Origin of the sequence: Halomonas sp. ISL-56, assembly GCF_018612805.1 — a bacterium.
Classification (GTDB): Bacteria; Pseudomonadota; Gammaproteobacteria; order Pseudomonadales; family Halomonadaceae; genus Vreelandella.
Genome location: NZ_JAGGRO010000005.1, coordinates 277,729 through 289,878 on the forward strand (window position 1 = coordinate 277,729; position 12,150 = coordinate 289,878).

Consider the following 12,150-nt stretch of genomic DNA (forward strand, 5'->3'; position numbering starts at 1 on the left):
TTAACTCTTAGCGAGCAACCCCTCAAAAAAACTCACCGCATTGGCTTCCAGCCCTTCCAGGTAGTACCCGCCTTCCTGCACTACCAGCGTGGGTACGTTCAGGCCCGCGACCGTGCGGCCCAGTTCACCAAACCCCGCGGTTGAAACGGCCACCTTGGCTTGGGGGTCGCGCTCGTAGATATCAAACCCAAGCGCCAGCACGATGGCGTCAGGCTCAAACAGGCGAATGGCCTGGCAGGCTTGTTCCAGGCGGTCGAAGAACACCGACTCCTCTGACCCATGAGGCATCGGCAGGTTGAGGTTATAGCCCAGCCCTGCGCCCTGCCCACGCTCGTTTTCAAAGCCGGTTACCGCCGGATAAAAGTTGGTGGTATCGCCGTGGATTGAGATATACAGCACATCGTCGCGCTGGTAGAAAATCTCCTGAATGCCCTGGCCATGGTGCATATCGGGGTCGAGTACGACGATGCGCGGGTAGCGGGTTTTAAGGTGCTGCGCGGCAATGGCGGCGTTGTTAAGGAAACAGAAACCACCGGCGGAATCGATACCCGCGTGGTGGCCCGGCGGGCGCGATAGCGCATAGGCAAACCGATCGCCCGCCAGCAAAGCCTCAGCGCCGGCGACCGCACTTTGCGCCGACCAATAAGCAGACTGCCAGGTATCCTGCCCCACGGGAGCGCTACCATCGGCCAGATAGCGGCCTGCTTCCGCCAATATGCCGTGCAAGGCATTGGGCGAACGCACAAAAATATTGGAGATGACCTCTTCACCCCAATCTTCACCAAGGGCATGCCAGCGCCGATGGGCGCTCTCCAGAAAGCGCAGATAGGCCAGCGAATGCACCGCCCTTAACGGCGCTACCCCATAATCCTCGGGTGCTTGAACATCAAACCCCAGCCGCTTGGCTGCGGCCAGAATATGCGTGGCACGCTCGGGCACTTCCTGGGGGGTGCGCATTTTGCCCCGGGAGAAATAGGTTTGCGGCTGATGAAGCAGTTGATCAGCGTGGAAGAACGTCTTCATCGCTATGATCTCCAGTTTCGCCCACGCCCTTGACCACAAATTTACGAGCAACACCGATATGGTAGTCGATCGCCTCAAGGCAGGCGTCAGGGCTGCCGCTATCTAGCGCGTCGAGCAATTTGAAGTGGCTGGTCGCAATAGTGTCGGGGGCTTCATGGGTTTTGGTAATTAGGGTGATGCACAGGCGCAGCTCGTGAGTCAGGTCATCAAAGGCGCGCAGCAGCCGCTCATTGCCTGCGTGGTGCAGTATCAAACGATGAAACTGCAGATCTTCCTCAATGCGGCGAGTGCCATCGTTGCCTTCTGCTGCCTCACACAGCACATCCACCTGCTGCTCCAGCGCGCGCTTAGCCTCAGGCGTATAGCGCTCAGCCAAGCGGTGAATCGCATGGCGCTCAAGGCACAGCCGCAAATCAAAGACATCTTCGAGTTCAACGGCATTCAACGCGCGAACAAAGAAGCCCCGGCGAGGTTTTGAAATTAATAAGCCGCGGCTTTCAAGCAAACGCGCGGCCTCACGCACCGGCGCGCGGCTCACGCCCAAGTCTCTGGAAAGTTGCACTTCAGAAAGCCGTTCACCGGGTAAAAAGTGTTGCTGAATAATCGCTTGGGTCAAATAGTCAGCCACTTGCTCGACCAGGTTTTGCTGTTGGATAAAGGCCCTGGGAGCCGCCGTTGGTAAGGCCATCGCATTCACTCATGGGTATGACATGTTCTTTCCAGTATGACGAAAAATGCTTACTTGTCGACGAACGATTGCCGACTGTCGACAGTTTTACCGCATGCTGCTATTTTTTTAAGAGCTGGCTTTTAAGTGCTAGCTTCTAAAGGCCTCCAACAATCATCACAACAGGGCCTGACACGCCATGCCTCGCTCGCCTAACGACTGCGTAAATTTATTACGTGCAAGGCTTTATCCTAATAAACGAGGAGCAGGAAACATGAAGACACCTTTAGCTTTGGCTATTTCCGCTGCAGCACTCGCTTTTGCCACCGCCGCTCTGGCCGATGACCCCAAGTCGGGAGGAACGGTTAATACCATTATCCAGCCCGAGCCCCCCGGCCTGGTGCTGGGCATGGTTCAAAACGCGCCTACCCGTACCGTGGCAGGTAATATCTACGAAGGCCTACTGCGCTACACCACCGACCTTGAACCCATGCCCCAGCTAGCGGAATCCTGGGACGTCAGTGAGGATGGTCGCACCTACACCTTCCACCTGCGTGAGGGCGTGACTTGGCACGACGGCGAACCTTTCACCGCCGACGACGTGGTGTTCTCTGCGGATGTGTTTCATCGCGAGCTGAATCCTAGCGCCAGGGCAGTCCTGCAACATGTAGAAAGCATTGAAGCCACCGATGACCACACCGTGGTGTTTACCCTCACTCAGCCTTTCGGCCCGTTCCTGCTCTCTTTTGAAGCGGGCACCTTCACCATGGTGCCTGAGCACTTATACGCAGGCACTGATTTCCGCGATAACGAGCACAATGACCACCCGATTGGCACCGGCCCGTTTAAGTTTGCCAACTGGGAGCGCGGTACCGTTATCGAGCTGGTTAAAAACGACGATTACTACGAAGAGGGCCTGCCCTACCTCGACGGCGTTAACTGGCACATCATTCCTGACGGCGCTTCCCGCGCAGTCTCGTTCGAAAATGAAACCATTGATGTGCTGCCCAGCGGCACCGTCGAGAACTTCGACATTCCCCGCTTAGCAGCGATGGATAACGTCTGCATGACCGAAGAAGGCCACGAGTACTTCAGCCCCTTCGCCATGCTGTGGATGAATAACCGCGAAGGCCCCACCGCCGACAAACGCTTCCGCCAGGCAGTGATGTACGCCATGGATCGCGAGTTTGCCAAAGATGTGCTGTGGAATGGCCTGGGCAACGTGCCGCTCTCTGCCTTTGGCTCTAATGCCCGTTTCCAAAACGATGACCTGGAACCCTACGACCACAACCCGGATCGTGCCCGCGAGCTGCTTGAAGAAATGGGCTACGACGGAGAAGAGATCACCATTCTACCGCTGCCCTATGGCGAAACCTGGACGCGCTGGGCCGAAGCCGTGCAGCAAAACCTACGTGAAGTAGGCATTAACGTCAGCACTCAAGCCACCGATGTGGGCGGCTGGAACCAGCGCCTGGGTGACTGGGACTACGATCTCGCCTTTACCTACCTGTTCCAGTACGGCGACCCGGCTCTGGGTATTTCACGCACTTACCTTTCCGACAACATTGCCAAGGGCTCGCCCTGGAATAACGTCGAAGGCTACGAAAACGAGCGCGTTGACGAGCTGTTTAACGAAGCAGCGACCGCCTTCCCCGACGCAGAGCGCGAAAAGCTTTACCGCGAAGTGCAAGAAATCCTGCACGAAGATGTGCCCGTTGGCTGGCTAATGGAGCTTGGCTTCCCGACCCTTTACCGCTGTGATGTGAAAAATCTGGTCACCTCCGGCGTGGGGGTTAACGACGGCTTTAAGGATGCTTGGCTAGACCGCTAAACCCAAGTATACCCAGGCAGCGCGAGCTGCCTGGGTGTTTTAGCCATGTCATGAAGGTATCCGTCAGGAAAGTATCTGTCAGGAAAGTGCCCGTCAGGAAGGTGTCTATGGTCTACGCTCGCCTAATACTTATGCGGCTGTTTAAAGCCGTGATTGTGCTGTTTTTAATCGTTATTTTTAATTTCCTGCTGATTCAATTGGCCCCCGGCGATCCGGCCGCCATTCTGGCGGGACAAGCGGGCGCCGCTGACCAGGAATTTCTTAATCAGCTGCGCGAGCGCTTCGGCCTTGATCAGCCGATGTACGTGCAGCTGTGGCGCTATGTGTCGGGCATTGCGATGCTCGATTTTGGCTACTCCTATCGCTTGGGCGTACCAGTATTTGATCTGATTATGGCGCGTCTACCCGCCACCCTGCTGCTCACCGGCACCGCCTTTGTGCTTTCGCTGGTACTGGGCATTGTGGCGGGTTCTATGGCCGCGGCGCGGGTCAAGAAACCCTCCGGCTCGCTGATTATGGCGCTAGCGCTGGTGTTCTACGCTACGCCGCTGTTCTGGGTCGCGCTGATGTCGGTAGTGGTGTTTTCGGTGTATCTAGGCTGGCTACCCGCCTACGGCCTTTACACCGTGGGTGCAGGCCATACAGGGTTTGCCCTGGTGCTCGATATTGCCAAGCACTTAGTGCTACCGGCAACCACCTTGGCGCTGTTCTTTATGGCGATTTACACCCGCATGACGCGCACCTCCATGCTCGATGCCGCCCAGCAGGATTACGTTAAAACCGCCCGCGCCAAAGGTTTGAAACCCAGCATTATTCAGCGCCGCCATGTGCTGCGTAACGCACTTCTACCCATTATTACTCTTGCTGGCCTACAGGCGGGGCAGATGGTCGGCGGGGCGATCCTGACCGAAACCGTGTTTGCCTGGCCCGGCATCGGGCGGTTGATGTTCGAAGCCCTTGAGCAGCGCGACTATAACCTGCTGCTGGGAATTTTCTTCTTCTCGGCGGCGCTGGTTATCGTCTTCAACATCATCACCGACTTGGTCTACAGCCTGGCTGATCCACGCATCAAGAAGGGGGCCGCATGAGCTTTTTCGCACGCTTCGCGCAAAACCGTGGCGCCCTGGTGGGGCTGATTATCCTGCTGGTAATTATCGCCATGGCGATACTCGCACCGCTGCTGTTCCCTGAATCACCTTGGAGGATGGTGCAGCGGCCTTTCTTACCGCCGCTTTCACAGGATGGCTTTCCGCTGGGCACCGACACCATGGGCCGCAACGTGGCATCCGGCCTTATGCACGGTGCTTGGGTGTCGCTGCTGATTGGGCTGGTATCCACCAGTGTGGCGCTGCTGATTGGCGTACCGCTGGGTGCCATTGCCGGTTACTACGGCGGGTGGATTGACGACCTCCTGATGCGCTTTACCGAGTTCTTTCAGACCATTCCCAACTTCGCGCTGGCAATCGTGCTGGTGGCCATCATGCAGCCCAGCATCAGCTCGATTGTGTTGGCGATTGCGATTGTCAGTTGGCCGCCGGTGGCCCGCTTGGTACGCGCCGAGTTTATGTCGCTGCGTAACCGCGAGTATGTCGAAGCCGCGCGCTTGGTCGGCCAGTCCAACACCACGATTATTCTGCGCCAGATTCTGCCCAATACCCTGTCGCCGATTATCGTGCTGGCCTCGTTAATGGTCGCGACCGCCATTCTGCTGGAATCGGCGCTGTCGTTTCTGGGCTTGGGCGACCCCAACGTGATGTCCTGGGGTTATATGATTGGCGCGGCGCGCACGGTAATTCGTCAGGCGTGGTGGCTGAGCTTCTTCCCCGGGGTGGCGATTCTGCTGACGGTACTGGCGCTGAATCTCGTCGGTGAAGGACTAGATGATGCGCTTAACCCCAAACTTTCACGCGAGCGCTAGGCGTTTGTTATGGCTGGAGAGCTTGTTATGAATGAAGCATCAACAGAAACCGTGCTTAGCATTCGCGACCTTCATATTGCGCTGCCCAAAGGGGCGGATCGTGCCCTGGCGGTGGAAGACGTTAGCTATGACGTTAAGCGCGGGGAGATCATGTGCGTGGTGGGCGAGTCGGGCTCGGGCAAGTCAATGGCTGCCAACGCCGTGATGGGGCTGCTGCCCAAGGGCGTGCGCGCCACCCAGGGCGAGGTGCTGTTTGAAGGGCAGAACCTGCTTGCCATGACCGAGAAGCAGCACCGCGCCCTGCGTGGGCTAAAAATCGGCATGATATTTCAGGAGCCGATGACCGCCCTCAATCCACTGATGCGGGTTGGTGCGCAAATTGCCGAAGTGTTCGAGGCTCACGGCCAGTTCAATGCCAAAGAGCGTCAGGCCCGCGCCCTGGAGCTGTTGATTGAAGTGGGTATTCCCCAGCCGGAAAAGGCCATTCGCGCCTACCCTTTCGAGCTTTCCGGCGGCCAGCGCCAGCGGGTTATGATCGCCATGGCATTGGCGCTGGAACCCATCCTGCTGATTGCCGACGAGCCTACCACGGCGCTGGATGTGACTACCCAGGCGCAGATTCTTGAGTTGATTCGCGATCTACAGCAGCGGCGCGGTATGTCAGTGATGTTTATCACCCACGACTTTGGCGTCGTGGCTGAAGTGGCTAACCGCGTCTGCGTGATGCGCCACGGCAAAATTGTCGAACTGGGTGACGCCAAATCGGTGCTTGAAAACCCTCAAGATGCCTATACCCAAGCGCTGATTGCCGCCATCCCCAGCAATGCGGTGCCGCCTCACCGCGAGACCAGCCAGGTGGCGCCGCTGCTGGAAATCAAACAGCTTAATAAAATCTTTCGCTCCCGTGGCGGCTGGCTTAAACCCTCCCGCGAGGTTCGCGCACTGGAAGATGTCTCGCTCACCCTCGCCCGCGGCGAAACCGTGGGGATTGTGGGCGAATCCGGTTCAGGAAAATCGACGCTCGGCCGTTGCGTGGTGCGTTTGGAGCACCCAGACAGCGGCGAGCTGCTGCTGGATGGTATCAACCTTTCTCAGCTTAAAGGCGATGCGCTGCGCCGTGAGCGCCACCGGGTGCAGATGATCTTTCAAGACCCCTACGCCTCACTTAACCCACGCACCAAGGTGGGTATGGCGATTGCCCAGGGGCCGATTGCCAACGGCACATCCAAAGCCGCGGCGCTCAAACAGGCGGGCGAGCTTTTAGATATGGTTGGCTTGGGCGCCAGCGCCGTGGAGCGCTTCCCCCACGAATTTTCCGGTGGTCAGCGTCAGCGTATCGGCATTGCCAGGGCGCTAGCGCTTAACCCTGAGCTGATCGTGGCGGACGAAGCCGTGTCAGCGCTGGATGTATCGATTCAAGCCCAGGTACTGGAACTGTTGGAGGAGCTAAAACAGCGGCTCTCCCTATCGCTGCTATTTATCACTCACGACCTACGCGTCGCTGCGCAAATTTGCGACCGTATTGTGGTGATGCAGTATGGCCGTATTGTCGAGCAAGGCAGCGCCGAGCAGATTTTCCTCGCCCCAAAAGAGGCGTATACCCAAGACTTGCTCAAGGCGATTCCCGGCCGCGAAGCGCCCGTGGCGGCAACTGCATAAGTTTGCAAAGCAGGTTTTTCAAAAGCTAGTTTACCGAATGGACAAGACACGTTAAGGAACACACATGCACATAACCCTGGAGACGCTGCGCGCCATAGTCGGCCCGACCCACGTATTAACGGGCGACGATGTCAGTAACCGTAGCGTCGATTGGATGACCGGCGCGCCCTGCCAGGCTGGCGCCATTGTACGCCCCGCCAACACCGAGCAAGTGGCTTCAGTAATGAAGGCTTGTCACGACGCTCAGCAACCGGTGGTGACCCACGGCGGTTTAACCGGCCTAGTGCACGGCGCGGAAGCAAGCCCTGCGGAGCTGGTAATCTCTCTTGAGCGGATGACGGCGATTGAAGAGATTGATCAGGTGGGCGGTACGCTTACCGTGCAGGCCGGGGCACCGCTGCAGCGGGTTCAAGAGGCGGCTAAAGAGGTCGGCCTGCAGTTTCCGCTGGATCTGGGCGCCCGGGGCAGTTGCACCATTGGCGGCAATATCGCCACCAACGCCGGGGGCGTTCGGGTCATACGCTACGGCATGATGCGCCAGCAAGTCTTAGGGTTAGAAGCCGTCATGGCCGATGGCCGCGTGGTCAGCTCCATGAACCGTATGCTGAAGAACAACGCCGGTTTCGATTTAAAACAGCTGTTTATCGGCAGCGAGGGCACCCTGGGCATTGTCACCCGGGCGGTGCTGCGCCTGCAACCGCCTACTCCCAGCGAGCAAACGGCGATGGTGGCCTGCCCTTCGTTTGAGGCGCTCACCGGGCTGCTTAGCCATATGGGTAAAGCGCTTGGCGGCAGCCTGGGCGCCTTTGAAGTGATGTGGCAAAACCACTACCGCCTACTCACCGAAACCCTGGGTCGCCACACCCCGCCGATTGCCACCGAGCATCCGTTTTATGTGATCATTGAGTCCCTGGGCAGCGACGCCGAGCGCAATGCTAACCAGTTCAGCGAAGCATTAGAAAGCGCGTTAGAGAAAGAGTTGATTGTCGATGCGGTGATTGCCCAATCCAGCACCCAGCGCGACGGACTATGGGCCATTCGAGAAGATATTGAAGGCTTGGTCAAAGGCCTCGCGCCGGTGCTCACTTTCGATGTCAGCCTGCCGATTGCCGATATGCAGCGCTATACCGATGCCTTAGAAGCACAGCTAACCCAGCGTTGGGCCAATGCACGCATGGTAGTGTTTGGCCACCTGGGCGACGGCAACCTGCATATTTCCGTCAGTGCGGGCAGCGCTGAACCCGAGGTGCGCCGCGAAGTGGAAGCCATGGTCTACGAGCCACTTCGTGTTCTGGGCGGCTCGGTCTCTGCAGAGCATGGTATTGGTTTAGAAAAGCGCCCCTGGCTAAGTACCTGCCGCTCAAGCGCCGAGATCGAGCTAATGCATACGCTCAAGCAGGCCCTCGATCCGCTTAATCTGCTCAACCCCGGTAAAGTACTTTCATAAACGCTTTAAGTTAAACATTCACTGCATTGTTAGGAATCACCATGCCCCGCTACCCCAACCACTTACTCAGTGAAGGCCCTGTTAATCCGTTTCCGGGCATTAAGGTGCTGGAGCGCCGACTTGGCAAAGAGATTCCCCATCGGCTGGGTTCTAACGAAGGCCTGGACATGCCCCACCGCGCCCTGCGCGAGCATTTTGGCGATGCGCTGGCTGAACACGTTTACTGCTACGGCGATTCTGAAGCGCTCGGTGTTCGCCAACGCTTGAGTGCTCAGCAAGGTATTGCGCTGGAAACGCTGCTGGTAGATGCCGGTGCCGATAGTTTAATCGCCCTGGCCCTTCGCACCACCTGCGAACCTGGCGAAACCGTAGTGAGTACCGCAGGCACCTATCCCACCTTGGGCTATTTTGCCAAAGGCCAAGGCTGTCGTTTGGTGGAGCCCAGCTATTTTGAAGCGCCCGGCGTGCTGGCGCCTGATATGGAAGCCTTAGCAGCGGCGGCCCATCAGGAAAACGCCCGCTTGGTCTATCTGGCTAATCCGGATAACCCCAGCGGCCATTTACATAGCGACAGCGCCATCCTCAAGCTGCGCGAAGCGCTGCCCGACACTTGCTGGCTGCTGTTAGACGAGGCGTACGGAGACTTCCGCGACGACGCCAACAGCGAGTTCGCCGCTAAAGCCATACCGGGAGTGATTCGCCTGCGCACGCTCTCTAAAGCCCACGGCTTGGCGGGGCTGCGCATTGGCTACGCGATTGCCGACCCAGACGTACTGGCGATGATGATGAAGGTGCGGATTCACTACGCGGTATCGTCGCTGACCCTGGCCGCCGCCGAAGTGGTGCTCGATCATACAGATGAGGTGAATCAGCACGTCGCCGATGTAAAAGCCCGCCGTGAGCAATTGGCAGCGCACTTTCGCGCCCTAGGGGCCGATGTGTTACCCAGCGCCACCAACTTTATCGGCATTCGCCTACCCAGCGCCGAACTCGCTGCCGAGGTGCACCAGCAGCTCCTCGCCGAAGGCGTGTTAGTCGCTCGACTCGCACACCCTGAGCTGGCCAATGTGATTCGTATTACCGCCGTGCAAGCCGCGCTCAAGCCTGGACGATTGGCGGCGTTAGAGAATGCGATTAAGGCTTAAGCTGACGTTAGCCAGTGATGGAAGTCATCCAACTCACCCCGCACTGCTTGGCGATATAAGCCCTGCAGTTGAGCCGTCACGCTATCTGGGCTGATCGGCTCATTGACAGGCGGCGCACCCGCGCGGGTGCCGATATGGCGACCATCTAACTCCCTCAGCGGCAGTATCTCAGCGGCGGTGCCGGTTAAGAACGCCTCGTCGGCTGTATACAGCTCGTCGCGGGTAATCCGCCGCTCGCGCACTTCGATGCCCAGTACCTTTTGCGCCAGCTGAATCACACTGTCCCGAGTGATGCCTTGCAGGCAGGAGGTCACTTCCGGGGTGTGCAGCACGCCATCGCGGAGTAAAAAGACGTTGGCCGCCGAGGCCTCGGCCACATAGCCTTCCGGGTCGAGCATGATGGTTTCATCGAACCCGGCTTTGATCGCCGTGTTCAGTGCCAATATCGAGTTAACGTAGTGGCCGTTGGTTTTCGCCCGACACAGGCTAATATTGACATGGTGGCGTGCCCAGGATGACGTTAGCGCACGCAGGCCATGGGTCGCGGCCTGGGGCGAAATATAGGGGCCCAAATCCCAAGCGGCCACCATGACATGGGTGGTTAACCCCTGAGCACGCAACCCCATGCCTTCCGCGCCGAAAAACACCGTGGGCTTAAGGTAGGCGCTATTCAGGTTGTTTTTCGCCAGGCACTGGCGCTGGGCTTCTATCAGTTCCGCTTCGCTAAACGGCAGCGGCATATCCAGCGAATGGGCGCTCTCCGCCAACCGGCGGGTGTGCTCGGCAGCACGAAAAAGATGCGTGCCGCTGGGGCCTGCGTAGGCGCGTACGCCCTCGAAACAGCCCATGCCGTAGTGCAATGTATGGGACAACACATGCACCTTGGCGTCGCGCCACGCGCGCCACTCACCATCCTGCCAAATCCAGCCATCGCGATCATAAAGCGGTGTCATTGTTTGCGTTGCTCCCACTGTAGGCACCAGTCATCGATTAAGGCTTGCTGGTGTGGTTGCAGGGCCTGATAGCCCCAGGCGGCAATTTCATCGTTTTGCGGGTCGGGCACGCTAATCGCACTGCCCGCCAGGGTTTGGATCACTGCGTGGCCGCAGAGCGGCACATAGCCTTCCGAATAGCCGCCTTCGTGAATAAATACCAGCTTGCCTTCACAGCAGCGCTCGGCCAGCGCTTTCAGTTGGGCGGTCATGGTGGCGAACGCCTGGCTATTGAGCAACATTTTGCCTAATGGATCTTTGGCACAGGCATCGTAACCACAGGCCACGACGATGAGTTCGGGGTTGAAGGTTTCCAGCGCAGGCAGCACGAGTCTTTCCATGGCGTAGGCGTAAGCCCCCAGGCCACACCCCGGCGGCAGAGGTAAGTTAAGGTTGGCACCCAGGCCTGCGCCTTCGCCCTGCTCGTCAAAGCCGCCGGTTTCCAGCGGATAGTTGGCCGCCTGATGAATCGATATAGTCAACACATCCGGCTCGCCATAAAACGCCGCCTGATGACCGTTGCCGTGATGAACGTCCCAATCTAGATTGTATACCTTGTCTGCAAACCATTGATAACAAAGGATTAAATTGATAAGTAAGGATTTTATACCCCTTTTTGTACCCCATTTTGATAACCATAGAAAAAGCCCCACTGAGGGGCTTTTTCAAAATGGTAGGGTGACCATTTCGATTATAGCAAAATTGCTGCTTTGAAATTTTCGTAAATTGCATGCATGAGTGATGCGTTTTGTGCAACACGAATGTCAGCTTTCGCTTTGATGCGTTCGATCTCTATCTCATGCGTATGTGCACAACGTTCAGAATGCCGCTGTATGACGTTTTCGCACAGTGTCGCAATGTCTATATCAAGTACATCAGCTTCCGCTTGTAGCAGTGCCCCACCGCCGCCTTTGGCTTCTATCAATTTTTGGCGGTATAAGTCAGCTTGAGTAGCATCAATTTTGCGTGCGTCTGCTGCTGCATCATCGATCTTTTGAAGATATCGCTTTTCAGCATCATCCCGATTTTGATAAGTATGCGCGTTAAGCCGTGCCATTATTCGCCCCCTTCCACTGGGGGTTCAACCACTGGTTCTGGTTCTGATACTTCTACATCAATTGTTGTTTCTAAATATTCAGCACGTCCAGAAATTTCAATTTTATAAAGCCCTGGTATATCATATTCGATAATCAAATCTTCATTATCTGTTTGAGTATGCATGTTATTAGTGTAAACATTTAAATCAGTCGGCAATCCAGTTATTGTAACTTCTAATCCATTAATTTGAATGTCATATTGTAAATCCATTTTATGCTCAATCTCTTGAGAATCAGTATTATAGTAATGCGTGATATCACTAACAGTATCAATACACTCAACATATAAATACGGCGTAGTCATCATCTGCATAATTTCTTTATCTTGCACAACTGCGTATGTGTAATTCATTATTTAATTATCTCCTTTT

Annotated in this window: 11 protein-coding genes and 1 pseudogene; 6 read left to right on the plus strand and 6 right to left on the minus strand. The window is 56.7% G+C overall.

All coding sequences use genetic code 11. From position 1 onward, the window contains the following. A complete protein-coding gene (locus tag J7J49_RS04870; RefSeq protein ID WP_215090655.1) occupies nucleotides 1-1,023 on the minus strand; it encodes a histone deacetylase family protein in 1,023 nt (340 codons plus the stop codon). Next, the gene (locus J7J49_RS04875) at nucleotides 1,001-1,711 is read right to left on the minus strand and encodes a GntR family transcriptional regulator (RefSeq protein ID WP_215090657.1); all 711 of its coding nucleotides are present in this window, start codon (nucleotides 1,709-1,711) and stop codon (nucleotides 1,001-1,003) included. The genes J7J49_RS04870 and J7J49_RS04875 overlap by 23 nt, the downstream gene beginning before the upstream one ends. 253 nt (nucleotides 1,712-1,964) lie before the next feature. On the opposite strand from J7J49_RS04875, the gene J7J49_RS04880 reads away from it, so the two are divergent. From J7J49_RS04880 to J7J49_RS04905, 6 genes are all read left to right on the plus strand, one after another. Further along, the gene (locus tag J7J49_RS04880; protein ID WP_215090659.1) at nucleotides 1,965-3,521 is read left to right on the plus strand and encodes an ABC transporter substrate-binding protein; all 1,557 of its coding nucleotides are present in this window, start codon (nucleotides 1,965-1,967) and stop codon (nucleotides 3,519-3,521) included. Nucleotides 3,522-3,628: 107 nt separating this feature from the next. Then, nucleotides 3,629-4,609: an ABC transporter permease gene (locus J7J49_RS04885; RefSeq protein WP_064235845.1), complete on the plus strand. Its 981-nt coding sequence runs from the start codon at nucleotides 3,629-3,631 to the stop codon at nucleotides 4,607-4,609. Beyond that, complete coding sequence (locus J7J49_RS04890; protein ID WP_007111564.1) at nucleotides 4,606-5,439, plus strand: ABC transporter permease; 834 nt, start codon at nucleotides 4,606-4,608, stop codon at nucleotides 5,437-5,439. Before J7J49_RS04885 ends, J7J49_RS04890 begins: the two co-directional genes overlap by 4 nt. Nucleotides 5,440-5,466: 27 nt before the next feature. Beyond that, nucleotides 5,467-7,098 carry an ABC transporter ATP-binding protein gene (locus J7J49_RS04895; RefSeq protein WP_215090661.1) on the plus strand — a complete coding sequence of 544 codons (1,632 nt, stop codon included), beginning with the start codon at nucleotides 5,467-5,469 and terminating at the stop codon, nucleotides 7,096-7,098. Nucleotides 7,099-7,162: 64 nt separating this feature from the next. Further along, entirely contained in the window at nucleotides 7,163-8,545 is a 1,383-nt protein-coding gene (locus tag J7J49_RS04900) for an FAD-binding oxidoreductase (RefSeq protein ID WP_215090664.1), read from the plus strand. A 41-nt stretch (nucleotides 8,546-8,586) separates the two neighbouring features. Further along, entirely contained in the window at nucleotides 8,587-9,690 is a 1,104-nt protein-coding gene (locus J7J49_RS04905; protein ID WP_215090666.1) for a pyridoxal phosphate-dependent aminotransferase, read from the plus strand. Here J7J49_RS04905 and J7J49_RS04910 read toward each other — a convergent pair. From J7J49_RS04910 to J7J49_RS04925, 4 genes and pseudogenes are all read right to left on the minus strand, one after another. After that, nucleotides 9,687-10,643 carry a branched-chain amino acid transaminase gene (locus J7J49_RS04910; protein ID WP_215090668.1) on the minus strand — a complete coding sequence of 319 codons (957 nt, stop codon included), beginning with the start codon at nucleotides 10,641-10,643 and terminating at the stop codon, nucleotides 9,687-9,689. The genes J7J49_RS04905 and J7J49_RS04910 overlap by 4 nt on opposite strands. Then, a pseudogene (locus J7J49_RS04915) lies at nucleotides 10,640-11,242 on the minus strand (arginase family protein); the annotation flags it as partial. The pseudogene J7J49_RS04915 and the gene J7J49_RS04910, both read right to left, overlap by 4 nt. A gap of 131 nt (nucleotides 11,243-11,373) precedes the next feature. After that, complete coding sequence (locus tag J7J49_RS04920; protein WP_215090669.1) at nucleotides 11,374-11,739, minus strand: hypothetical protein; 366 nt, start codon at nucleotides 11,737-11,739, stop codon at nucleotides 11,374-11,376. Continuing rightward, nucleotides 11,739-12,131 (minus strand): hypothetical protein, encoded by a 393-nt coding sequence (locus J7J49_RS04925; protein ID WP_215090671.1) that lies wholly within the window; start codon nucleotides 12,129-12,131, stop codon nucleotides 11,739-11,741. The genes J7J49_RS04920 and J7J49_RS04925 overlap by 1 nt, the downstream gene beginning before the upstream one ends. Nucleotides 12,132-12,150 lie beyond the last annotated feature (19 nt).

Bases quoted from the DNA above. Each gene is read 5' to 3' on its own strand.
- J7J49_RS04880 (WP_215090659.1), top strand. From the start codon at position 1,965: ATGAAGACACCTTTAGCTTTGGCTATTTCCGCTGCAGCACTCGCTTTT.
- J7J49_RS04885 (WP_064235845.1), top strand. From the start codon at position 3,629: ATGGTCTACGCTCGCCTAATACTTATGCGGCTGTTTAAAGCCGTGATT.
- J7J49_RS04905 (WP_215090666.1), top strand. From the start codon at position 8,587: ATGCCCCGCTACCCCAACCACTTACTCAGTGAAGGCCCTGTTAATCCG.
- J7J49_RS04895 (WP_215090661.1), top strand. From the start codon at position 5,467: ATGAATGAAGCATCAACAGAAACCGTGCTTAGCATTCGCGACCTTCAT.
- J7J49_RS04920 (WP_215090669.1), bottom strand. From the start codon at position 11,739: ATGGCACGGCTTAACGCGCATACTTATCAAAATCGGGATGATGCTGAA.
- J7J49_RS04875 (WP_215090657.1), bottom strand. From the start codon at position 1,711: ATGGCCTTACCAACGGCGGCTCCCAGGGCCTTTATCCAACAGCAAAAC.
- J7J49_RS04900 (WP_215090664.1), top strand. From the start codon at position 7,163: ATGCACATAACCCTGGAGACGCTGCGCGCCATAGTCGGCCCGACCCAC.
- J7J49_RS04925 (WP_215090671.1), bottom strand. From the start codon at position 12,131: ATGAATTACACATACGCAGTTGTGCAAGATAAAGAAATTATGCAGATG.
- J7J49_RS04870 (WP_215090655.1), bottom strand. From the start codon at position 1,023: ATGAAGACGTTCTTCCACGCTGATCAACTGCTTCATCAGCCGCAAACC.
- J7J49_RS04910 (WP_215090668.1), bottom strand. From the start codon at position 10,643: ATGACACCGCTTTATGATCGCGATGGCTGGATTTGGCAGGATGGTGAG.
- J7J49_RS04890 (WP_007111564.1), top strand. From the start codon at position 4,606: ATGAGCTTTTTCGCACGCTTCGCGCAAAACCGTGGCGCCCTGGTGGGG.